The sequence below is a fragment of the Halomonas sp. YLB-10 genome (assembly GCF_003856855.1).
Taxonomy (GTDB): Bacteria; Pseudomonadota; Gammaproteobacteria; order Pseudomonadales; family Halomonadaceae; genus Halomonas; species Halomonas litopenaei.
The window spans coordinates 352,371-374,309 of the sequence record NZ_RRCU01000003.1 but is presented as its reverse complement, the minus strand read 5'-3'; the positions used below and the strand labels follow the sequence as shown (position 1 = coordinate 374,309).

17 protein-coding genes are annotated in these 21,939 nt (G+C 65.0%); 6 read left to right on the top strand and 11 right to left on the bottom strand.

The features are described 5' to 3' along the window. The first annotated feature begins 22 nt into the window (after positions 1-22). Entirely contained in the window at positions 23-1,585 is a 1,563-nt protein-coding gene (locus EBB56_RS09100) for a BCCT family transporter (protein ID WP_108133289.1), read from the top strand. Positions 1,586-1,753: 168 nt separating this feature from the next. Then, positions 1,754-4,264, top strand: a complete 2,511-nt coding sequence (locus EBB56_RS09095) for a CoA transferase (protein WP_124803999.1) — start codon at positions 1,754-1,756, stop codon at positions 4,262-4,264. A 166-nt stretch (positions 4,265-4,430) separates the two neighbouring features. On the opposite strand, the gene uxuA is transcribed toward EBB56_RS09095, so the two are convergent. From uxuA to EBB56_RS09065, 6 genes are all read right to left on the bottom strand, one after another. Beyond that, positions 4,431-5,606: a mannonate dehydratase gene (gene uxuA / locus EBB56_RS09090; RefSeq protein WP_124803997.1), complete on the bottom strand. Its 1,176-nt coding sequence runs from the start codon at positions 5,604-5,606 to the stop codon at positions 4,431-4,433. Positions 5,607-5,631: 25 nt separating this feature from the next. Next, positions 5,632-7,089, bottom strand: coding sequence for a mannitol dehydrogenase family protein (locus EBB56_RS09085; RefSeq protein ID WP_124803995.1), 1,458 nt, complete (start codon positions 7,087-7,089; stop codon positions 5,632-5,634). A 100-nt stretch (positions 7,090-7,189) separates the two neighbouring features. After that, positions 7,190-8,479 carry a TRAP transporter large permease gene (locus EBB56_RS09080; protein WP_083970262.1) on the bottom strand — a complete coding sequence of 430 codons (1,290 nt, stop codon included), beginning with the start codon at positions 8,477-8,479 and terminating at the stop codon, positions 7,190-7,192. Next, a complete protein-coding gene (locus EBB56_RS09075) occupies positions 8,476-8,967 on the bottom strand; it encodes a TRAP transporter small permease (RefSeq protein ID WP_045991831.1) in 492 nt (163 codons plus the stop codon). Before EBB56_RS09075 ends, EBB56_RS09080 begins: the two co-directional genes overlap by 4 nt. A 65-nt stretch (positions 8,968-9,032) precedes the next feature. Further along, a complete protein-coding gene (locus EBB56_RS09070; protein ID WP_045991830.1) occupies positions 9,033-10,001 on the bottom strand; it encodes a C4-dicarboxylate TRAP transporter substrate-binding protein in 969 nt (322 codons plus the stop codon). Positions 10,002-10,145: 144 nt separating this feature from the next. Next, positions 10,146-10,859 carry a GntR family transcriptional regulator gene (locus EBB56_RS09065; protein ID WP_045991829.1) on the bottom strand — a complete coding sequence of 238 codons (714 nt, stop codon included), beginning with the start codon at positions 10,857-10,859 and terminating at the stop codon, positions 10,146-10,148. Positions 10,860-11,105: 246 nt separating this feature from the next. On the opposite strand from EBB56_RS09065, the gene EBB56_RS09060 reads away from it, so the two are divergent. Then, positions 11,106-12,380 (top strand): AGE family epimerase/isomerase, encoded by a 1,275-nt coding sequence (locus EBB56_RS09060; RefSeq protein ID WP_124803993.1) that lies wholly within the window; start codon positions 11,106-11,108, stop codon positions 12,378-12,380. 190 nt (positions 12,381-12,570) lie between these two features. On the opposite strand, the gene EBB56_RS09055 is transcribed toward EBB56_RS09060, so the two are convergent. The 4 genes from EBB56_RS09055 to EBB56_RS09040 all read right to left on the bottom strand — a co-directional run bounded on the left by EBB56_RS09055 (position 12,571) and on the right by EBB56_RS09040 (position 16,751). Beyond that, the gene (locus tag EBB56_RS09055; RefSeq protein WP_124803991.1) at positions 12,571-14,160 is read right to left on the bottom strand and encodes a hypothetical protein; all 1,590 of its coding nucleotides are present in this window, start codon (positions 14,158-14,160) and stop codon (positions 12,571-12,573) included. 324 nt (positions 14,161-14,484) lie between these two features. Then, positions 14,485-15,066 (bottom strand): manganese efflux pump MntP family protein, encoded by a 582-nt coding sequence (locus tag EBB56_RS09050; protein ID WP_045991826.1) that lies wholly within the window; start codon positions 15,064-15,066, stop codon positions 14,485-14,487. Between the two features lie 377 nt (positions 15,067-15,443). Beyond that, positions 15,444-15,668 (bottom strand): hypothetical protein, encoded by a 225-nt coding sequence (locus EBB56_RS09045; protein WP_124803989.1) that lies wholly within the window; start codon positions 15,666-15,668, stop codon positions 15,444-15,446. A 207-nt stretch (positions 15,669-15,875) separates the two neighbouring features. Beyond that, entirely contained in the window at positions 15,876-16,751 is an 876-nt protein-coding gene (locus EBB56_RS09040; protein WP_124803987.1) for a LysR substrate-binding domain-containing protein, read from the bottom strand. 105 nt (positions 16,752-16,856) lie between these two features. Between EBB56_RS09040 and EBB56_RS09035 the strand changes: the two genes are divergently transcribed. The 3 genes from EBB56_RS09035 (at position 16,857) to EBB56_RS09025 (ending at position 20,689) form a co-directional block, all read left to right on the top strand. Continuing rightward, positions 16,857-17,735: a hypothetical protein gene (locus tag EBB56_RS09035; protein WP_108133299.1), complete on the top strand. Its 879-nt coding sequence runs from the start codon at positions 16,857-16,859 to the stop codon at positions 17,733-17,735. 86 nt (positions 17,736-17,821) lie between these two features. Beyond that, complete coding sequence (locus tag EBB56_RS09030; RefSeq protein WP_124803985.1) at positions 17,822-19,105, top strand: Xaa-Pro peptidase family protein; 1,284 nt, start codon at positions 17,822-17,824, stop codon at positions 19,103-19,105. Between the two features lie 93 nt (positions 19,106-19,198). Then, complete coding sequence (locus EBB56_RS09025) at positions 19,199-20,689, top strand: CoA-acylating methylmalonate-semialdehyde dehydrogenase (protein WP_124803984.1); 1,491 nt, start codon at positions 19,199-19,201, stop codon at positions 20,687-20,689. 138 nt (positions 20,690-20,827) lie between these two features. Here the strand turns inward: EBB56_RS09025 and EBB56_RS09020 are convergent, their stop codons facing one another. After that, entirely contained in the window at positions 20,828-21,898 is a 1,071-nt protein-coding gene (locus EBB56_RS09020; protein WP_124803983.1) for a DUF2235 domain-containing protein, read from the bottom strand. Positions 21,899-21,939 lie beyond the last annotated feature (41 nt).

Below are 21,939 nucleotides of genomic sequence, written 5' to 3'. Positions count from 1 at the left end.
ACAAACGATAAAGGTATCCCTGATGAACGCGCCAGAGTCCCATTCCGATCGGCTCGACCTGCGGGTCTTCGTACCCGCCGTGCTGGTCATCGCAGGCCTGATCCTGCCCATCATCGTGTTCCCGGAGTCGGGGGCCGCACTGGTCAATGCGGCCTTTGCCTTCGCCACCGGGCGATTCGGCTGGCTGTATCTGCTCGCCGGCATCGCCGTGGTGGTCTTTCTGGTGGGCCTGGCCATCAGCCGCTACGGCAACGTGCGGCTCGGCGGCCCCGATGACAAGCCGGAGTTTTCCTACTTCAGCTGGGTGGCGATGATCTTTGCCGGTGGTATCGGCATCGCCATCGTCAACTGGGCCTGGGTCGAACCCATCTACTATTTCACCGGCCCTCCCTTCGGCGTCGAGCCAAGCTCACAGGAAGCGGCCGAGTGGGCCTTGACCTACGGTCAGTTCCACTGGGGCTTCACGCCCTGGGCCTTCTATTGTCTGCCGGCCATCCCGATCGCCTACTCCATGTTCGTCCACAACCGCCCGGGCGTCAGGCTGTCCGTGGCCGCCCGCGGGGTGCTGGGGCGTCATGCCGACGGCTGGTGGGGCGCGCTTCTCGATGCGGTGGTGGTGTTCGGCATCGTCGGTGGCGTCGGTACCTCGCTGGGGCTGGCGGTGCCGCTGGTATCGCAGCTGCTGAGCGGTCTGCTTGGGGTGTCACCGTCATTCATGCTGGATATCGCGGTGCTGCTGATCTGGACCGCCATCTTCTCCGCCAGTGTGTGGTTCGGCCTGGCCAAGGGCATCAAGATCCTGTCGGACATCAACGTGCTGCTGGCGGGGGTACTGCTGGTCTTCACCCTGGTGGTGGGCGACACCCTGTTCATGGTGGAGGGCTGGGTCAACAGCCTCGGCAAGATGGTCTCCAACTTCGTGCCCATGAGCATGTGGACCGACCCGGTGGGGGACTCCAGCTTCTGGCGCGACTGGACGGTGTTCTACTGGGCCTGGTGGATCGCCTACGCCCCGATGATGGGCCTGTTCGTCGCCCGCATCTCGCGCGGTCGCACCATCCGTGAGCTGATCATCGCCGAAATGGTGTTCGGATCCCTGGGCTGCTGGGTGTTCTTCGCGGTGTGGGGCGGCTATGCGCTGGACCTGCAGATCTCCGGCACCCTGGACGTGGCGGCCATTCTTTCGGCCGAAGGCATCCCCGCCGCCGTCGAGGCGATCCTCGGCACCCTGCCGATGTCCGGCGTGATTACCACCCTGTTCGTGCTGCTGTGCTTCATCTTCCTGGCGACGACCCTGGACAGCTCCGCCTACGTGCTGGCGTCGGTGACCTCGCGCAAGTTGTCTGGCTATCAGGAACCGCAGCGCAAGATCCGCCTGATCTGGGCATTTTTGATCGCCGGCGTCGGGGTAGCGCTGATCCAGCTTGGCGGGCTCAAGCCGGTGCAGACCTCCACCATCGTGGTGGCGCTGCCGATGATTCCCGTGCTGGCGATCCTGGCCTGGTCACTGGTGCGCTGGCTGCGCCAGGACTTCGCCAAGAAGGTCCTTGAACCCCACCTGGTCATCGAAGACGGCAAACACTGACCTCACCGAGGAGGCTTCGGCCTCCTCACGTTGCCGCGCTGGCTGCGCCAGGACTTCGCCAAGAAGGTCCTTGAACCCCACCTGGTCATCGAAGACGACAAACACTGACGTCACCGAGGAGGCTTCGGCCTCCTCCCGTTGCCACCCTTGCTTTACAGGAAGACCCCGATGTCACCGAATCCCCATTCCCAACTGCCGCTCAAGGACGTCAAGGTCATCGACTTCGGTCAGTACATGGCCGGCCCTGCGGTGGCGATGATCCTCGCCGACCTGGGCGCCACGGTTATTCACGTGGACCCGCCCACGGGGCCCATGTGGGAGTCACCGGCCAACGCCACCTTGCAGCGCAACAAGCTGATCGTGACGATCGACCTCAAGACTGAAGAGGGCCTCGAACAGGCGCTGGCGCTGATCGAGGAGGCCGATATCGTGATCGAAAGCTTCCGGCCCGGTGTCATGCAGCGCCTGGGCATCGACTTCAGCGCGCTGCGCGAAGAGCGTCCGGAGCTGATCACCCTGTCGATGCCGGGCTTTGCCTCCAACGACGAGCTGCGCCGTGACTGGCGGGCCTTCGAGAGCGTCATCGCCGCCCACTCGGGGGTGTTTACCGACATGGGGCTCAACCGGGTGCTGATGGGCATCAATCCGTCCTTCTCGCCGCTGCCGCTGGGCTCGGCCTACGGCACCATGCTGGCGGCCACCGCCGTCACCCTGGCGCTGCAGGCGCGTGAGCGTACCGGCCTCGGCGACGAGATCGAAGTGCCCATCGCCTGCGCCCTGATGGAAGGCCTCTGCTACAACTCGATCAAGATCGAGGGCCTGCCGGAGCGCTACAAGACCCAGCGCGAAAAGGAGATCGAGCGCCGCCGCATCGAAGGCGCGCCGATGAACCTGAACTACGACGAACTGCAGGAACTGCTCGATCCCTTCTATCGCAGCTACAAGTGCAAGGACGGGCGCATGTTCTACGTGGTCTGCCCGAGTCACAAGGAGCACGCCAAGCGCTGCCTCAAGGTGCTCGGTCTCTACGACGAGCTGGTGGAGGAAGGGCTGGTGGAAGAGTCCGACACCTATGCGCCCACCAGCCAGTGGCAGAGTGACGTGTCACTTGGCGTCTACCCGCTGCCCAAGCGTTGGGCGGATCATATCGCCGCGCGTATGAAGGAGGTCTTCCTGACCCGAACCTCCAAGGAGTGGGAGAAGATCTTCGGCCGTGGCAAGTTCCCCGGCGCGCCGCAGCGCTGGCTGCAGGAGTGGATCCACGACGACCACGCCGAGACCGCCGGGCTGATGATCGAAGTGGACGATCCCGAATTCGGCCTGATGACCCAGCCCGGCCCGATGGTCTGGCTGCACGACAGCGGCCACGAGATGCTCACCCCAACGCCGCGCCGCTGGGTGTCGTTCGACCAGGCGCTGGCGGTGCTGCATCGCATCGAGACCAAGCTGCCCCGGGTTCGCGCGCGCAACGCCAAGGACGGTTGGCTCGAAGGCGTCAAGGTGCTGGACCTGTGCAACGTCATCGCCGGTCCCCACTCGGTGGCCTTTTTGGCACGCTTCGGCGCCGACATCATCAAGGTGGACCCCGCCAAGCCGTTCTACGACTGCTGGAACACGGTCATCTTCGGCCTGTCGCATATGCGCTCCAAGCGCTCCTTGCTGACCGATATCCAGGTGCCTCGGGGGCGTGAAATCCTCGACGAGCTGATCCGCCAGAGCGACGTGGTGGTGTGGAATGCCACCGACAGGCAGGTGGAGCGGATGGGGCTGACCGAGGCGGAAATGCAGCGCATCAATCCCGAGGCGATCTTCTGCCAGCTCGACTGCTTCAGCGGGGTCAAGCCGGGCCCCCGGACCAACTACCTGGGCTACGACGACCTGGTGCAGGCCACCACCGGCATCATGCTGCGCTTCGGGGGCAGCATGGACACGCCAGAAGAGCACGCCCACGTCGGCACCATCGACGTGATGTGCGGCTTCGGTGCCTCTCTTGGTGTCGCCACCGCCCTGTACCAGAAGCTGCGTACTCGCCGGGTCAGCCGGGTCAAGACCTCGCTGTCGGCGCTCAGCGGCCTGGCCCAGATGCCGTTCTGCTACGACTACGAGCGTCGCGGTCTGTTCGACGAGCCCTCGGGCCGTGAACTCAACGGCTACGACGATCTGTCACGCTTCTATTTCACCGCCGACGGGGTGGTGCTGATCAGCGCCTACGAGCGGGACCTGCACAAGTTCGCCCAGGTGCCGGGGATCGAAGGGGTGGTCGATGTTCCGCCGGAGGAGCGGGCGGCCTATCTGGCACCTCGCTTTATCAATGCGGTGGCCACCGACTGGGTGGAACGGCTGCAGAAGGCAGGCATCGCCGCGGCGGTGTGCGAGAACATCGAGGCCCTGCGCTCCTACAATTCGCGGCGCTGGGACAACACCCCGGGCATCGATCGTGGCAGCTACTCCTTCACCGTCTACGACGAGCACCCTAGCGGTCACGTCATCACGCAGCTTGATCCGTACGCCATCCGTCCCAAGCGAGGTCGCATCTATCCGCTGGCACCGTCGGAGAAGTACGGCAGCTCGAGCCGTCAGGTTCTCGAGGAGCTGGGGCACAGCCCAGAGGAGATCGATCGGTTGATCGCAGAAGGCGTCGTGTCGGAGAGCTGGAGCGAGGAGTACCTGCCGACCTGAGGAGTCGTCGATGCAGCTCCTTGTCGTGGCCCGACCAGGCGGGCTGAAGGTGTCCTGAGCCGACCAGGTGGGGAACGTGCCTCCCCGCCTGGTCGTTTTCGTTGCGCTGGACCACTCCCGCTGCGACGGGCGTCGCCAGCGCAGCGGCTGGTAGAACGCCAGGGCGTCAGGTGAGCTGGCGTACCGCAGTCTCGACGCCACGCAGCTCGGCCAGGCCGCGCAGCCTGCCGTACAGCGGGTAGCCCGGAGCGGTGGCGCGGTGCTGATCGTCGAGAATGTGGTGGCCGTGGTCGGGACGCAGCGGCAAGCGTCGGCCGCCGTCGCGCTCGCGGCGGCGTTCCTCGGCGACCAGCGCGCTGATGACCGCGACCATGTCGACATCACCGTCCAGGTGAGGCGCCTCGTGGAAGGAGCGAGGGTCGGGGGACTCGCGCCGGGTCGAGCGCAGATGCACGAAGTGGATGCTGGGACCAAAGCGCTGAACCATGGCGGCCAGGTCATTAGCGGCGAGCACGCCGTAGGACCCGGTGCACAGCGTCAGGCCATTGGCGGGGCTGTCGACGGCCTCAAGGATCCACTCGGCGTCCGCCGCCGTCGAGACCACCCGGGGCAGGCCGAGCAGCGGCCGGGGCGGGTCATCGGGGTGGATCGCCATCTTGATGCCGAGTTCTTCGGCGACCGGGATGACCGCTTTCAGAAAGTAGCCGAGGTGCTCGCGCAGCCGCGCGGCATCGATCTCGGCGTATCCGGCCAGTACCTCGCGAAAGCGCTCCAGGGTGTAGTGCTCTTCGGCGCCGGGCAGGCCGGCGATCAGGGTATCGACCAGTGACTGGCGGGCTTCGGCGTCCAGGCTATCGAGGTAGCTCCTGGCTTCGGTCTTCTCGTCGTCGCTGTACTCGTTCTCGGCGCCTGGTCTGGCGAGCAGGTACAGGTCGAAGGCGGCAAAGGCTGTCTGGTCAAAGCGCAGCGCCAGGGCGCCATCCGGCATCGCCCAGCGCAGGTCGGTGCGGGTCCAGTCGAGCACCGGCATGAAGTTGTAGCACACGGTATCGATGCCGCAGGCCGCCAGGTTGCGCAGGGTATCGCAGTAGTGGGTGATCAGGGCGTTGCGCTCGGGCAGTCCTTTCTTGATCGCCTCGTGCACCGGCACGCTCTCCACCACCGACCATTCGAGGCCAGCGTCCTCGATCATCTGCTTGCGCTCGGCGATGGCCTGCCGGGACCAGACCTCATCGTTGGGCACCTCGTGCAGCGCGGTGACGATGCCGGTCGCGCCGGTCTGGCGAATCTCCTCGAGTCGGATCGGGTCCTTGGGGCCGAACCAGCGCCAGGTGTGTTGCATGGAAATCTCCTTTTCTCGGGCCCGGCTAGAGGGTGCTCAGTGACGCCGCAAGCCCGGTATTGATCAGTCGGCGGTAGCCATCGGTGACAGCATCGGCAAATCCCTGCTGCGCCGCCAGGGCCGCAGGGACGATGTCCTGCTGGGCCAGAAAGGCCGCCACCAGCGCTTCAGGGTCATCGCCGTGACGTTCATGCAGCTCGATGAAGCGCGATGCCAGCGGGTCGTTCACCTCATGTGGCTGGCCGTCGAGCGAGACGCCGGAGGTGTAGCGTACCCAGGCGGCCAGCCCCAGTGCGGTGCAGGGTACCTCGTGGCCGTCCTGCAGCCGCTCGAGGGCGCCGTGAAGCCAGCGCTGGGGCAGTTTCTGGCTGCCGTCCATGGCGATCTGAGCCAGCCGATGGCGCAGACTGTCGTTGGCGAACCTGGCCAGCAACTCGTCGGCGTAGCGTTCGAGGTCGACCCCGTCCGGCATGTGCAGCGTTGTCGCCGCTTCCTTGAGCATGTAACGACGCAGCAGGGCGCGGAACTCGGGGCGGCTGACCGCATCGTAGACCGTCTCGACGCCATCGATGGCGCCCAGGTAGGCCAGCAGTGAGTGGCTGCCGTTGAGCATGCGCAGCTTCATGGTCTCGAAGGGGGCCACCTCGGAGACCATCTCGACCCCTTCGGCTTCCCAGTCGGGCCGGCCCTGGGGGAAGTCATCCTCGATGACCCATTGGGAAAAGGCCTCGCACACCACCGCGTTGGGATCCTCGACTCCCAGCTCGCCCAGCCGGGCGAAGTCGGCGTCGGTCATGGCCGGCGCGATGCGGTCGACCATGCTGCAGGGAAACGCCACCTGGTCGCTGATCCAGTCGGCCAGGTCGCTGTCGCGCAGGGCGGCGAGCTGCACGATGGCGTTGCGCGTGCGGCGGCCGTTGTCCGGCATATTGTCGCAGGACAGCACGGTGAAGGGGGGCAGGCCGGCGGCGCGACGGCGGGCCAGCGCCTCGACCAGGATACCGGGGGCGGTCTGCGGTGTGTTCGGTGAGGCAATGTCGGCCTTGATCATCGCATCGTCGACAAGCAGATCGCCGCTGGTCGGGCTGAGAAAGTAGCCCTTCTCGGTCACCGTCAGGGTCACGATGCGTACCTTGGAAGACGTCAATCGCGTCAGCAGTGCTTCCAGATCCCGGCCCTGCTGGCCTTCGCTGTCTCGGCCGGTGAACAGCGTCTGCTGAATCACGCCGATCTCTCTGAGCGTGACGTTGTCGCTATCGGTGAACTCGGCCACATGGTAGCGATGGCCCGCCGCACGCAGCCCATCGACCAGGCCGACGCTGGAGCGCAGGTTGGCGCTGCACAGCCCCCAGGCGGTGTCACCGCTGCGCTCGAGATAGCGCGCCAGATAGACCGCCTGGTGGGCACGGTGAAAGGCACCGAGTCCCAGGTGGACGATACCGATGTCGCAGGCGAAGTTCGGTGCTTCGACGAAGTGGGTCATCTTGTTCTCTACCTCAGTCCCGGAGGAAGGCCCGCAGGCTCGGTCGGTTGTGTGGTGCCGGTGTCTGACATGTCCGCTTCACTACATCCTGGTGCATCCGCTATCCCATCAGATAGTCGGGTAGAAACAGCACGATCTGCGGGAAGAAGATGATGGCCAGCACCACGGCGAACACGGCAAGGGCAAAGGGCAGCATTTCCCGGGTGTAGGAAATGAAGGAGCAGCGCAGAATGCCGCACACCGTGTACATCGACACCCCGACGGGTGGCGTCATGCCGCCGAAGGTCACCAGCGTCATCATCAACAGGCCGAAGTGCACCGGGTCGATGCCGGCGGCCTTGATCACCGGTACCAGGATGGGGGCCAGCAGCATGACCACCACCGTCGCCTCCAGCAGCATGCCCAGCACGATCAGCAACAGCGACAGCACCAGCAGCAGGGTGGTGGGGCTTTCGAACACCCCGAGGGTGACCTCGGTGATGGTCTGCGGTACTCGTTCGAAGGACACCACGTAGCTGATGGCGCCGGAGAACATGATGATCAGCATGATCATGCCGACGTCGCGGACACCGGCACGGAAGGCATCGATGATCGACGTCAGGGTCAGCTCCCGGTGGATGAAGCAGCCCACCACGATGGCGTAGACGATGGCGAAGGCGCCGGCCTCGGACGGGGTGAACAGGCCGTAGCGGATGCCCACCAGCAGCCATACCGGGAACAGCAGCGCCCAGATGCTGCTCCTGGTCGCCTGCCAGACTTCGCCCAGCGACGGCGCCTTCTCGAGTTCTGGCACGTAGCCGCGCCGGTGCGACATCACGCTGGTGGCGATCATCAGCGCCACCAGCAGCAGGATGCCCGGCACCACGCCGGCGATGAACAGCCGGCCGATCGACACCTCACCGAGGAAGCCGTAGATGATCAGGCCGATACTCGGCGGAATGGTGGCGGTGATCAGCCCGCCGATGGACAGCAGGGCGGCGGTGAAGCCCGGCGAATAGCCCCGTGCGATCAGGTTGCCGCCCAGCACCCGGGACTGCATCGCCGCATCGGCCACCGCCGAGCCGGAGATGCCCCCCATCATGGCGCTCAGGGCAAGGCTCGACTGGGCCAGACCGCCGGTCATCCAGCCGGTCAGCAGGGTGGCCAGGCGCAGCAGACGTGGGGTAATGCCACTGGCGTTCATCAGGTGCCCGATCAGGATGAACAGCGGCACCGCCAGCAGCGGAAAGGACTGACTGGCCGAGACGATCCGCTGTACCGCCGTGCTGGTCGGCAGGAAGGTCTCGGGCAACAGGAAATAGGTAAAACCGGCCATGCCGATGGCGAAGGCGACCGGCATGCCGATGGCCATCAGTACCAGGCCGAGAATCAGGATGGCGAGTGTCGTCACAGAAGCTGCTCCTGCTGGTCGCTGTCGGGCTCCAGCGCCTGAACAATGCCGACCGCGGCAAGCCGCCTGACCAGCGAGACGATCATCATGACGGCGCCTACGGGCAGTGCCAGCGTCACGTAGCCGTAGCTGATCCCGGCAAAGCCGAGGGGACGCTGCCAGTTGGAGAACGCCAGCGAGAAACCATAGCGTGCCAGGCAAGCCAGAAAGACGATCATCAGTCCCACCGTCACCAGGTTCGCCAGCCACTGGCCTGATCGGGGCAGCCGGGTCAGCAGGGCATCGACCCGAATCTGGCCTCCTTTCTTCAGGGTGATATCTGCGCCGAACATGCAGGCCCAGATAAAGAACAGCTGGGCCAGTTCGGCGCCGCCGAGCATGGGGTTGCCCATGGCCCGGGTGGTGGCGCTGAACAGGATGCTGGCCGCGGTGAGAAACAGCAGCGCGACGGCCAGCCACTCCTCGAAAGTGTCATAGTGCTTCCACATGGGTCCTCCCCAGCCGCTGCCGGCATCGGCAGCGGTGGACGCTTGGATCAGGTCTTGAGGGGGGGTTATTCGCCGGCGCTGAGCACAGGCTCGAGTTGCTCGCGCAGTTCGGTCCAGCCCATGTCGTCGTAAACCGCCTGCATCTGGCTGCTGAACAGTTCGGTGTCGACCTCGGCGAACTCGACGCCGGCCTCTTCCATCTCCTTGCGCACATCGGCCTGGGCGTCGACCGTCATCTGGGTGGCTTCGTCACCGGCCTTCTTGAGCTCTTCGTCGAGCATGGAGCGCAGCTCGTCGGGAAGCTCCTGGTACCAGCGCTCGGAAACCAGCAGGCCCGTCATCAGGTGGATGTGATTGGTCAGGGTGACGTTGCTGGTCACTTCCTGCAGCCGCAGGCCGTGGGCGCCGGTCAACTGCGCCTCGGCGCCGTCGATGGTGCCGAGCTGGATGGCCGAGTAGATTTCCGACCAGGGCAGCGGTACCGGGGTCGCGCCCATGCCTTCGATGGTCTTGATCCAGCCTGGGGAGTTGATGGTGCGGATGCGCACACCGTCGAGGTCCTCGGGACCTTCGATCGGCTTCTGGGTGAACATCTGGCGGGTGCCCTGGAACCAGTTGTAGTTCATCAGGCGCATGCCGGTGTTTTCCGCCAGCAGCTCGACCCACTCGAGGTAGGGCTCGGAAGAGGTGATGCGGTCGTAGTCCTCGTGGCTCTCGACCAGGTAGGGCGCAGCAAGAATCCCGAGCTCAGGCTGAAACTCGGACAGGCGGCCTGCGTCCGTCAGTACCGCGATGTTGGCGCCGTTGCGGATCTGCTCGATCATGTCGTTGTCGGCGCCGAGCTGGCTGCTGGAGAAGATGTTCAGGGTGACTTCGCCCTCGCTTCTTTCCTCGATCCGTTCGGCGGCGTTTTCCATCGCCTTGACCATGGGGTCCTGGCTGCTCTGGGCGGTGGACAGGTTCAGTTCGTAGGCGGCAAGGGCCTGGGTGCTGCTGAGGACAGCGGCGGCGAGAATGACAGACTTCTTGAACATGGGGCGTCTCCTTATCACTTGTTGTTGTCGCTTCAGTTGTTGTCGTTGCTGTTGCAGTTGCTTCCGGGGGAGTGGCCCGGCAGGCCGCAGGGCAGGGGCCGGCTGGCCCTTGCCCATGAGAGACGTCTGCCGGGTAGATAACGATCAGCCGTTGGTGTCCTCGAAGATCGACGAAAAGCGCTGCACCATCTGGGGCAGGGAGATCAGGATCTCGCTTTGATGCACCAGCATGGCCTGGCGGGCCTTGTCTTCGTCTCTCTGTTCGATGGCATCGACAATGTCGGCGTGCTGCTGGACCAGCTTTTCGAAGGGCGTGGTGTCAGGCACGCTGAGGTAGCGCACCCGGTCGAGCTGTGCCTTGACCTCTTCGATGACGCGCCAGGCGGTCTCGTGTCCGGCGCCAAGGGCGAGCACGCGGTGGAAGTCCTCGTCGAGGATGAAGAACTGGTCATACTGGCCGCTGCTGGCGCAGCGAATCTGGCGTTCGATCAGATCCCGCAGCTCGTAGATCACCTTGTCGGCGAGCCCTTGCCTGGCGGCGGAGGCGCTGACGGCGGTTTCGACCGCCTCCCTGACGAAGCGCGCTTCGCGCACCGACTTCTGCGAGATGCCAACGACATAGGTGCCGCGTTGTGGTCGAACGTCGACCAGACCTGCCTCGGACAGGCGGATAAAGGCTTCGCGTACCGGCTGTCGGCTGACCGAGAAGGCGTCGGAAATCTCCTTCTCGGACAGTGCCTGGCCAGGGGCGAACTGCATCCGGATGATGGCGAGTCTAAGTACGCGGTAGAGCCGCTGACGCACCGATCCACCGGCGGCATCCTGTTCCCAGAGTTCAGCGATTGCGGGGGTCAGCATGGGGGCACCTACCTGTTGTTGAGCGTTTCATTCTTTCCAGCTTTTCGACTTTTCAGCTTTCCGGCTTCTGAGCCTTGAGGCCGTTGAAGCCTTGAGCCGTTAAGGCGTCAGGCCTTTGAGCTTTGGTCTGATATGACTTGTATGGTAGTCATACTAGGATAGCGAAAGCGCGCTGTCAGGCCTAGACGTATAGCACTTTGGTCTCATCTCGACTCGCCACCTTGATTCGTCACCCCGGAGGACGCCATGTCACATCCCACCTACATCGCTGCACCGGACGACTGTCTATTGCGCAAGGACGAACACCGCCGCTGGCTCGCCAAGACCGGGATGCGCCTGCTCGAGTTCGGCGCCGCCGCCGAACACCCCCAGGGCGGCTACGGCTGGCTCGATATCGAGGGCAAGCTGGACGCCGCGAGGCCGGTAACGACCCTGCAGACCGCGCGACTCACCCATGTGTTCTCGCTCGCCCACCGCCTCGGCGTGCCCTTCGCCCGCGCCAAGGTCGAACACGGCATCGCCGGGCTTGGGCTGCTCGCCGACGAGCAACACGGAGGCTGGTACCAGGGACAGCAGGAGCCCGGCGCCGCCACCATCAAGCACGCCTATACCCACGCCTTCGTGGCGCTGGCCGCCTCGTCGGCGCATATGGCGCTGGGCAGTCGCGAAACCCGCGAACTGCTGGATCGGGCCATCGACGTCATCGACCGCCACTTCTGGTCGGACGACATGGGGCTGTGCCTGGAAAGCTACGAGCGGGACTGGACGCAGCTCGACGACTATCTCGGTGCCAACAGCAACATGCACTCGATAGAGGCCTATCTGGCGCTGTGCGACGCTACCGGAGAGCTACGTTGGCTCGATCGTGCGGTGGCGATCGCCGAGCGCTTTATTCACACCCACGCCCGCCAGCATGATTACCTGGTCCCCGAGCACTTCGATCGCCGGATGACGGTGCTCTACGACTTTCACAAGGACCTGCCCGCCGATCAGTTCCGGCCCTTCGGCCTGACGCCCGGACATTCGCTGGAATGGTCGCGCCTGCTGCTCAATCTGGAGGCATCGTGCCTGAGGCACGGACGACCAGCGCCGGCCTGGCTGCTGGAGGACGCCGAAGGGCTGTTTGCCGCCGCCGCCAAGCATGGCTGGCAGGCTGACGGGCAGCCGGGCTTCGTCTACACCCTGGACTGGGACAAGCGTCCGGTGATCACCGCCCGTCGCCACTGGGTCACCAGCGAGGCGGTGGGGGCGGCGCATGCGCTGCTGGTGCGCACCGGGCGTCAGCAGTATGCCGACTGGTACGCCACCTGGTGGGCCTACATCGATCGCCACATCATCGATCATGACCGGGGGGGCTGGATTCACGAACTCGACGAGAGCAGCCAGCCCCGCGCGCGCTACTGGCCGGAAGGCAAGCCGGATATCTATCACGCCTTTCAGGCGACCCTGCTGCCCCTCCTGCCGCTGGCGCCGACGCCGGCCAGCGCTCTGGCCCATTCGCCCTGGGGTGGGTTGATATAGGCAGGGTTGATCCAGACAGGGTCGTGCTGGAGAGGGCCTGTCTGAGCAACGTTTCAACAGGCTCTGCTTTAAAGGAAATCGATCGGGTAGCCGGTGCTGCAGCCGCTGCTGTCGCCTGAGATGCCCGGGAGCTTGAAGCGAAGATGGCGCTGCCGTGGCGGCGTGCTCAGGCCACGGAGGCAACGGCTTCTCAGGGCATATGGTCAGCGCGGGAGCCGGCGAGGGCGTGGCCGTCGACGGTGGGGTGGCCGGGACTCCGGTCGGTGTCTGTGCCGGCGGTTGGCGAGTCGGCAGGTGCGTCGCCTGCGAGCGGGCCTTCGCGCCCGGGTACCGGCACCACCATCATCCAGTCGAGCCCGGCGGCGATCGGCGCAAGGCGCATGCCGTCGCCCAGTGCGACCACGGCATCTCCCAGTTCGCTTAACGGGCGACTGGACATCGGCGCCTGCACCACGGCGTCCGCCAGGCGGTTGACGCCGTCCTGCTGGGCGCTGGTGACGGGGTCAAGCGTGCCTCCCAGGCGATCGGCCAGCGTCTCGATGCGGGTATCGGCCTGCGCCAGCCCGTCTGCCAGGGTGTCGGCCAGGGGCAGCAGCCGGTTGCCGGTCCTGTCGAGGCCCTGATCGAAGCGCCCAAGGGTCGTGACACCACTGTCCAGGCTGTCCGCCAGCACCAGACCCTGCAAACGCCCGGACAGGTCCTGGCCGGCATCGACCAGCCGTCCGACCTCCTCGAGGGTGGTGCGAGTGTCGCCTACCAGCGATGACAGATTGGCCGACATGTCGCCCAGTTGCTGGGCCGGGGCCAGGGCGAGTGTCACCCGGTTGTCGAGCATGTCGCCGGGACGTGTGACCATGACGCCGAACTCACCGGTCAGGCCCACTGCCTCGGTGGCCAGCATCTGACTCAGGCTGCCTCGGCCCAGGTCCGTCGCTGCCGTGAGCGTGCTGCGCTCATCGTTTCCGATACTCTCGACCAGTCCGACGACGGCCTGCTCATCCAGCCGCGGAATGCCGCTGTGGCTGATCCCGCCATGGCGCAGCGCCGTGCGCGCCGCCACCCCTTGCAGGCTGGTCTCATCACGCCTGCCGCCCAGCACCTGACCGGCCAGGGCGACCCACTGGCCGGCACGACTGAGCCCGCTGGCGGAGGCGTCGACCAGGGCGTTGCCGGTGGTGGCGCTGATGTCTGACAGCGCATCGCCTCCGGCGACGATCAGGTCCGCCGCCAGGCTTGGCCACAGCAAGGAGTCGGAGGTGATCAGGATCGGTTCCAGGCCGAGCTGGATGGCGTTAGCCACTCGGGTGGTCAGTGACTGCTCAAGATCACCCCATGGCTCCTCGAGATCGAGTTCCTGCTGGCCGATGCCCAGCGTGCTGGACAGGCGACGTCGATAGCGATCCAGTGACAGCACCCGCTGCAGCCGGTCATCGAAGCGATGCAGTAACGGCAGAGCAGCGACGCTGTCGAGCACACCCTCAACCGCTTCCAGAGATCCCCCCAATGGTCCCTCAAGGTAGGCCCCGGTGCTTGCCAGGGCGGACTCGGTAGCGCTGGCCCATCCATCGGCACCGACAGCGCGGGCCACGGCGGTTCCCTGAGTCGTGAGCTGGTTGGCGGTCATCCGTCCGATCCCCCCGGCCACCAGCTCGGCGGAACGGGAGGCGCTGGGCAGCGCCGGGCTGGCCGAAAGGTGCTGTCGGTCGCCGGAAATCTGATCACGTTGGACGATCTGTACCGACGACTGGAAGCCGTGACCCGGAAGGGGGGCTGACGTCATCTCGGTGGCTGGTCTGGTGGCTGTTCTGGTGGCGGACGCTGCTGGCGAGAGAGGGGAGTGCTCAGCGCAGCCGGTCAGCAGAACGGCCAGAACGGTTACCGCTATCCATCGTGGCAATCGAGCCGCCTGTGCGCTGGGCTTGAGGATCATGAGGTGTCCAGCCGTCTGATACCGGCAGTAGTGCACCAGACTATCGACAAAACGGGCGAGATCGTGGACGAACTTTGCTAGAGCAGGCGTGTTGCCGGCATGGATGAGCGCTAGGAGCGAGTCATTGGCAGTTAACCTGCCCGGGATCGCGACAGGGTCGACCGGGCAAGAGGATCAGGCGAGCAGGTGGTGATACAGAGTGGTGGCGCCGATGGCGATCAAGACCAGCCCCCCGAGGATCTCGGCACGCGGCCCCACCGTCTTGCCGAGCCGGCGTCCCAGCAGCATGCCCAGGGTCGCCATCAGGGTGGTGGCGCCACCGATCGCCAGTGCCGTCACCCAGATGTTGGCGTTCATGAACGCCAGACCTACGCCCACCGCCATGGCGTCCAGGCTGGTGGTGATCGCGGTGGCGATGATCAGCCACCAGCGGGTGCGATCGCTGGTCGTGCCGCAATCGCAGCTGGCGCAGTCCTTGGGGGCGGGAGCGAGGCCACTGTGGATCATCTTGCCGCCCAGGGCGAGCAGCAGGAAGAAGATGATCCAGTGATCCCAGTGGGCAATGGTGTCATAGGCGCTGGTGCCGAGCAGCCAGCCGATAATTGGCGTCGTGGCTTCCACCAGACCAAACAGCAGGCCGGTCTGCAGGGCCACCACGAAACGCAGCCGACGCACGCAGGCACCCTTGCTGACCGAGGCGGCAAAGGCATCGGAAGATAGCGAGAAGGCGAGCAGCAGGGTCGAAGTGGGCGTCATGAAGGTGCGAATCCGGCGGTTGCCTGTTGAAAATACGTGATGTCGCTGAAAGAGCCTCGTGCGCAGCGTTACGACCGATATTCCGGGCATTGGCTATGGACACGATAGCGAATTTGCATGGCGATATTAGCGCGCAGGCTGACAGATGCAACTCTTTACCAAGGCTGCAAGTTTAAGCCAAAACAAAGACATATAGCCGTGACTATACCTTATGGCAGCGGCAAGAAAAGGAGAGGCCAGAGGCGCACTATTGCCCGCTGGCGGGTAATCCCGAGGCGCGACAAAGCGGCAAGGTCGTCGAGGCCCTTTCCCCGATAAACGAGCAAGAAGATGCATTGGCAGCGGCAAGAATGTTGGTTCTCGGGAAGAGAAGACGGTCAGGATTTCAAGGCGTCTTCCAGCATCTTTACGATGACGAGGCCGGCCTTGGCGGGCAGGCTGTCGCCGGCATAGTGGCGAATGGCTGCGACCTCTTCGCGAAGCTTTAGATGCCGAGCTCTGAGGTGTTCGAGTTCCTGTTCAAGGAGCTCCATTCCATCCATTCCAACCGATGCAAACTGGGAAGCCCGAGGTTCGAGGGAGTCGTCAAATGGCGTGGTCACTGTCATCTCCGGACCAGGACAAGGGCACCGCCGGGCAGGCGAGACCATCGGAGAATCCTGGTTATTGAAGTGTGGCGTATCTCTCCTTGTGGCGATATAGGGATCAGGGGGTAGTTCGCCTGTAATGACGAGGTAATCAAACCATTAATCCGTCACGATCATGATATTGCGACTCAGGCATTCGACCGACACGCGGTCGAGCCAGGCTCAGGCCTGGAACTCGGGCACGGCGACTGCGTCGTTGTGGGTGACGACCTCCTCGAGCTGTTGGCAGAAGGTGTTGAAGGCGTCGCTCGCATGTCCGGGGCGCCGGTGCATCTCGATTTCCACCTGGCCGAGCGCCGGCAGGCCCTGCTCCTCGCCGAGAATCCGACAGCCCGCCGGTACGCTGCGGGGTGTCTTGACGGTGATCGCGAGCCCCGCCTGGACCGGCAGGTTGATGCCGGTGGGGGACTGGCTCGAGTAACGCAGTTCCCAGGCGCGTTCCTGACGCCCCAGGGCGGCGAGGGCGTGGGCGCGAAAGATGCAGCCTTCGGGATTCAGTGCCAGGGGCAGTCGGCTGCCACGGGTAGGATCGGCATCTTCTGCCGCGACCCACACCATGGGTTCCCAGCCGAGCAACTGGCCCGATTGCGTCGGTCCGTGGCGGATCGACAGGACCACGTCGAGCAGGCCCTGCTGGAAGCTGTCCACCAGGTCGGCACTGATGCCACAGATGACCTCGATGCGGGTATGCGGATAGGCCTCGGCGAACCGGGGCAGCAGTTCCGGCAGGTAGGCGCTGGCCTGTTCCTCGGAGGTGCCGATACGAATCTTCTCGCCGTGCTGGCGGTCGCCGAGTGCCGCCCTGGCCTCGTCCTCCAGCGTCAGCATGTGTCGCGCATAGGGCAGCAGCCGTTCACCGTCGGACGTCAGCAGCACGCTGCGGCTGGTGCGCTCGAACAGCGACTTGTGCATCTGGTCCTCCAGTCGCTTGATCTGCAGGCTGACGGCGGACTGGGTGCGGTGCAGCACGCGGCCGGCGGCGCTGAAGCCCTGGCACTCGGCCACGGTGACGAAGGCGCGGAGCAGGTCGGTATCCATAATCGATGAGCCTTTGAAATAAGTGATATCTCAACCATTCATTTCTATTATGAAGAGGCGCTCTCTATCCTGTCCAACATCACTTGAGACAGGCAGGAGTTCCTCATGCAGGCCACCGATGCGCCCACCACTTCCTCGCTGGACGGTCTGATCGACCTTGAGCACTACCCGATTCATGACCTGGACGGCGAGTCCGGACGGGCGCTGATCCAGCGCTGTCACGAACAGCTGGCCGACGATGGCTGTGTGGTACTCAAGAACTTTGTCCCCGAGGAGGCGTTGGCGCGGCTGGAGCGCGAGACCGAGCGGCTGTCGCCCGAGGCGCACTACAACCAGACCGAGACCAACCCCTACAACAATGCCGGCGATCCCGAGCGCCCGGCCCGCCATCCGCTCAATCGCTTCGACGATCGCACCAACGGCTTTGTCGCCGGCGATCGCATCGGCGAAGACACCATCATTCGCCAGGTCTACCAGCACCCGGACTTCCAGCGCTTTATCGCCACCGTGGTGGGCATGGAAGAGATTCACCAGTACGCCGACCCATTGGCGGACCTGGTGGTCAACGTGCTGAGAGAGGGCTGCCAGCATCCCTGGCACTACGACACCAACGAGTTCATCGTCACCATGATGACCCGCCAGTCCCACGGCGGTGGCCGGTTCGAGTATGCCCCGGGCATCCGCAGCCCCGAGGGTGAGAACTTCGACGAGGTCGAGCAGGTGCTGGACGGTGATCGTTCGCGGCTCAAGGCGCTGGACCTTCAACCGGGTGACCTGCAGGTGTTCTTCGGCCGCTATTCGCTGCACCGGGTGACGCCGGTGGAAGGCCAGAAGGAGCGTCACACCGTGATCTTCGCCTACGCCAAGGAACCCGGCTTCATCGGTCGCCCCGAGCGTGCCCAGCGCATCTTCGGGCGCATGGCGCCGATTCACGAGACCCTGTTGAAGGAAGGCATGAATCGCAGCGATTCGCTGGCCGACTGAGCCCACGCCGATGACATCGAAGCCGAGCACGTAGAGGCTCGGCCTGTGCCCCTTGCGACCCCGCCATATTCGAACAGGACCCTGACATGAGCATCGTCGATTTCGACAACCTGACCGACAACGAGCCGGACCATATTCCGGTCGTGCCCTCTGCGCCGATGGCCAACGGCGACAGCATCCCCACCGCCTTCGATCCCAGGCAGCTGCGCGCCGGGCGCCTGGCGCGGCTGCGCGCGACGATGGCGGAGCAAGGCTACGCCGCCATGGTGCTGTTCGACCCCAACAACCAGCGCTATGCCACCGGTTCGCGCAACATGTTCGGCTACTTCCTGCGCAACTCGACCCGCTACATCTATGTGCCCCTGGAAGGGCCGGTGATCCTGTTCGAGTACCCGGGCAGCGCCCACGTCTCTACCTGGCTCGAGACCATCGATGAATCGCGCACCTCCAAGGTGGTGTGGTCCGCCGTCAACCAGCGCGACAACCTCTCTTCGGACCCCTTCGGTGTGGAGATCGCCGAACTGATCGAAGAGCACGGACGCGGCAACCGCAAGATCGGGCTGGATCGCTGTGCGCTCAACCTGGCGCGCTCACTCGAGGCCCAGGGCCTCGAGGTCTTCGACTGCATGCAGGACACCCTGCACTGCCGGCGCATCAAGACCCCCGAGGAGATCGCCTGTCTGGCCCAGTCCATGGCCGGCAGCGAGGCTGCGGTGGCCGAGGTCGAGGCGGCGATCAAGCCGGGCATCACCGAGAACGAGCTGTTCGCGATCATGTACGGCAACGTCATCCGCCAGGGCGGAGAGTTCATCGAGACCCGTCTGCTGTCGTCCGGCCCGCGCACCAATCCCTGGTTCAATGAGGCCAGTGACCGGGTCATTCGTCCGGGCGAGCTGGTGGCGCTGGACACCGATACCATCGGTTGTCACGGCTACTATTCGGACTTCTCGCGTACCTTCCACGTCGGCCCGAATCGCCCCAGCGCCTACCAGAAGGAGCTGTATCGCATGGCCTACGACCAGGTGCACCACAACATGGGCATCTTGCAGCCGGGCATGAGCTATCGCGAGATCGCCGAGCAGGCCTGGAAGATCCCCGAGCGCTTCCTCGACCGTCGCTATCCCTCCATCATCCACGGCGTCGGCATGCACGGTGAAACCCCGCTGGTCGCTCACCATATGGACTTCGATCGCTTCTCCAAGGATGGCGTTCTCGAACCCGGCATGGTGGTGTCCGTGGAGAGCTACATCGGCGAGGTGGGTGCCGCCGACGGGGTCAAGCTGGAAGAAGAAGTGCTGATCACCGACAGCGGTGTGGAAAAGCTGTCCCGCTATCCCTTCGACGAGGCGCTGCTCGACCGCCAGTTCTGAGCCGCATCATCTGTGTACCATGCTGCGCCGGGCCCCATGCGAGATGGCCGCCCGGCGCTGACGCCTTTTCAGAAAGTCATATCGAGAGTTTTTATGAAAGACGTGAATCATTGGATCGGCGGTGAGTCACAGCCGTCGCAGCGCCATCTGGATGTCATCAACCCGGCCACCGCCGAGCCGGTCGGTCGTGTCGCCCTGGGGGACGCTGCTACCGTCGAGAGTGCCATCGAGGCGGCCCGCCGCGCCCAGCCGGCCTGGCGCGACACGCCGCCGGCCAAGCGCGCCCAGGTGATGTACCGCTTCAAGGCGCTGCTCGAGCGTGACGCCGACGAGATCTGCGCGCTGGTCAGCGAAGAGCACGGCAAGGTGCTTGAAGACGCCATGGGCGAACTCAAGCGCGGTATCGAGAACGTCGAGTACGCCTGCGGCGTGCCGGAGCTGCTCAAGGGGGAGTACTCCCACAACGCCGGGCCGGCCATCGACACCTGGTCCAATCATCAGCCGCTGGGCATCGTGGCCGGGATCACGCCGTTCAACTTCCCGGCCATGGTGCCGCTGTGGATGTATCCGATGGCGCTGGCCTGCGGCAACGCCTTTATTCTCAAGCCCTCCGAACAGGTGCCGTCGGCGGCGCTCAAGATGGCCGAGCTGCTCACCGAAGCCGGTCTACCCGACGGCCTGTTCAGCGTGGTCCACGGCGACCGTGAGGTGGTCGAGGCGCTGATCGATGCGCCGGATGTGAAGGCGGTGTCCTTCGTCGGATCGACCCCGGTGGCCAAGGCGATCTACCAGCGTGGCGCCGAGAACGGCAAGCGCGTGCAGGCGCTCGGTGGCGCCAAGAACCACGCCGTGGTACTGCCCGATGCCGATCTGGACAACGCCGCCAGCACCCTGATCGGGGCCGCCTACGGCAGCGCCGGTGAGCGCTGCATGGCGATCAGCGTGGCGGTGTGTGTCGGCGATGACACCGCCGATGCCCTGGTCGAACGGCTTTCGCAGGAGGCCCGGGAACTCAAGATCGGTGCCGGCACCGAGCGCGGCCTGGATATGGGCGCGCTGGTCAACGCCGGGCACCGTGACAAGGTGGCGGGCTATCTCCAGCAGGGCGTCGACGCCGGGGCCGAGCTGGTGGTGGATGGGCGCGAGCATCCGCTGGTCGCGTCGTCACCGGGCTACTTCCTCGGTGCGAGCCTGCTCGACCGGGTCACGCCCGAGATGAGCGTCTATCGCGACGAGATCTTCGGGCCGGTGCTGTGCGTCGTGCGTGTCGCCAGCTTCGATGAGGCCATTGCGCTGATCAACGCCCACCAGTACGGCAACGGCACCTGCGTGTTCACCCGGGATGGCGAGGCCGCGCGTCGCTTCGCCGACGCCATCGAGGTCGGCATGGTCGGCATCAACGTACCGCTGCCTGTACCGGTGGCCTTCCACAGCTTCGGCGGCTGGAAGGAGTCGCTGTTCGGCGATCTGCATGCCTATGGCCCCGACGCCGTGCGCTTCTACACCCGGCGCAAGGCCATCTCCCAGCGCTGGCCGAGGAGCCAGGACAGGGAAAGCGCACAGTTCAACTTCCCCTCGAACTAGCGCGCTCTCGAGGCCAGACTCGTCCTGCAAGCGCAGCGCCGGCCTCGGACCCCCGACGAGGGAGAGCGCCTCAGGCCACCGACAACGCCCACTCCTTGCGAGTGGGCGTTGTCGTATCCGTGGCAGGCGCTCGCGCCCTCACTCGGGGGCTGTCGGTGTCGAGGTGGATGGCGGCGTCGCCGCAAGACGCGGGTGGATAGGGTTGGCGGGCCGATAGCCGGGCAGGGCAATACGACGGGTGGCGACGCTCGGGTGCAACGTCTCGTTGCCGAAGGAGGCAAAGCCGATGCGCCGCAGATAGCGCCGGGGCGAGATCAGTCGATAGAGGCGCGAAAGAAACCTCTGGTAGGAGTCGACGATGTCGTCCTCGCGCGGTGGTGAACCAAGCAAGGGGCGACTGTCAGGCAGCAGCGGCAGCCCCTGTTCGCAGGCGCGGCCCATCATCCAGTCCAGGCTGACGTCCGACAGCACGCGGTCCCGGTAGCCTCCGCCGACGTTGGAGTGGGCGCCGGGAAACCATACCTGTTCGAGAGTGGAAGTGGTGGTCTGCGGCGACCACAGGGTGGGGGCGAAGGCCTTGCGATGCTCGTCGATCGCCAGCGCCTGGTAGGCGTGGCGCACCAGCGGGCTCAGGCGGGTGTCATGGAACTCGAATCGGCGGCGGTTGAAGGCGGCAAAGCTCCTGAGTGGAATCCCCAGGCTGCCCACGGTGTCCCACACACCGATCATGTGGATCTCCGGCACCCAGGCGTAGCGCGAGGCGAAGCGTCGAGCCTCGGCCGATTGCGGGCCACGTCTTCGATCGCGGTAAAGCGCGTAGGCGCGTCCCGCCAACTGCCGGTGTTCGGGGTGCAGCAGACCGCTGGTGTGAAGCATCCCGCTCAGGCTGCGCGCGGTGTAGGCGCCTCGGCTGAAGCCGAACAGAAACAGCCGGTCGTCCGGGCGCAACAGTTCGACCAGCTCGACGTACGCCTCGACCAGAATTTCCGATAGCCCGAGTCCGGTGGCGCCTGCCACCAGGCGGTCGTACCAGTGCAGGTCACTGCCGACGCCATGGTAGTAGCGCTTGACGGTGCCGCCCTCGGCCATGGGATTGTCGGCCACCGCCTGGTAGAGCCGGCTGACGTTGGTGTTGGTGTCACCGTCTTCCAGGTCCATGTCCGGCACCTGCCAGGTGCCATCGAAGAACAGCGCGACATTCTTGGCCATCGGCTTCCCTTGCTGTCAGCCCTCTTGATCCGAGCGATGCC

What these genes read in the sequence shown, in the direction of transcription:
- EBB56_RS09075 (WP_045991831.1), bottom strand. Translation starts at nt 8,967, where the DNA reads ATGTGGAAGCACTATGACACTTTCGAGGAGTGGCTGGCCGTCGCGCTG.
- EBB56_RS09025 (WP_124803984.1), top strand. Translation starts at nt 19,199, where the DNA reads ATGAAAGACGTGAATCATTGGATCGGCGGTGAGTCACAGCCGTCGCAG.
- EBB56_RS09035 (WP_108133299.1), top strand. Translation starts at nt 16,857, where the DNA reads ATGCAGGCCACCGATGCGCCCACCACTTCCTCGCTGGACGGTCTGATC.
- EBB56_RS09085 (WP_124803995.1), bottom strand. Translation starts at nt 7,089, where the DNA reads ATGACCCACTTCGTCGAAGCACCGAACTTCGCCTGCGACATCGGTATC.
- EBB56_RS09100 (WP_108133289.1), top strand. Translation starts at nt 23, where the DNA reads ATGAACGCGCCAGAGTCCCATTCCGATCGGCTCGACCTGCGGGTCTTC.
- EBB56_RS09070 (WP_045991830.1), bottom strand. Translation starts at nt 10,001, where the DNA reads ATGTTCAAGAAGTCTGTCATTCTCGCCGCCGCTGTCCTCAGCAGCACC.
- EBB56_RS09030 (WP_124803985.1), top strand. Translation starts at nt 17,822, where the DNA reads ATGAGCATCGTCGATTTCGACAACCTGACCGACAACGAGCCGGACCAT.
- EBB56_RS09055 (WP_124803991.1), bottom strand. Translation starts at nt 14,160, where the DNA reads ATGACGTCAGCCCCCCTTCCGGGTCACGGCTTCCAGTCGTCGGTACAG.
- EBB56_RS09040 (WP_124803987.1), bottom strand. Translation starts at nt 16,751, where the DNA reads ATGGATACCGACCTGCTCCGCGCCTTCGTCACCGTGGCCGAGTGCCAG.
- EBB56_RS09095 (WP_124803999.1), top strand. Translation starts at nt 1,754, where the DNA reads ATGTCACCGAATCCCCATTCCCAACTGCCGCTCAAGGACGTCAAGGTC.
- EBB56_RS09065 (WP_045991829.1), bottom strand. Translation starts at nt 10,859, where the DNA reads ATGCTGACCCCCGCAATCGCTGAACTCTGGGAACAGGATGCCGCCGGT.
- EBB56_RS09050 (WP_045991826.1), bottom strand. Translation starts at nt 15,066, where the DNA reads ATGACGCCCACTTCGACCCTGCTGCTCGCCTTCTCGCTATCTTCCGAT.
- EBB56_RS09020 (WP_124803983.1), bottom strand. Translation starts at nt 21,898, where the DNA reads ATGGCCAAGAATGTCGCGCTGTTCTTCGATGGCACCTGGCAGGTGCCG.
- EBB56_RS09060 (WP_124803993.1), top strand. Translation starts at nt 11,106, where the DNA reads ATGTCACATCCCACCTACATCGCTGCACCGGACGACTGTCTATTGCGC.
- uxuA (WP_124803997.1), bottom strand. Translation starts at nt 5,606, where the DNA reads ATGCAACACACCTGGCGCTGGTTCGGCCCCAAGGACCCGATCCGACTC.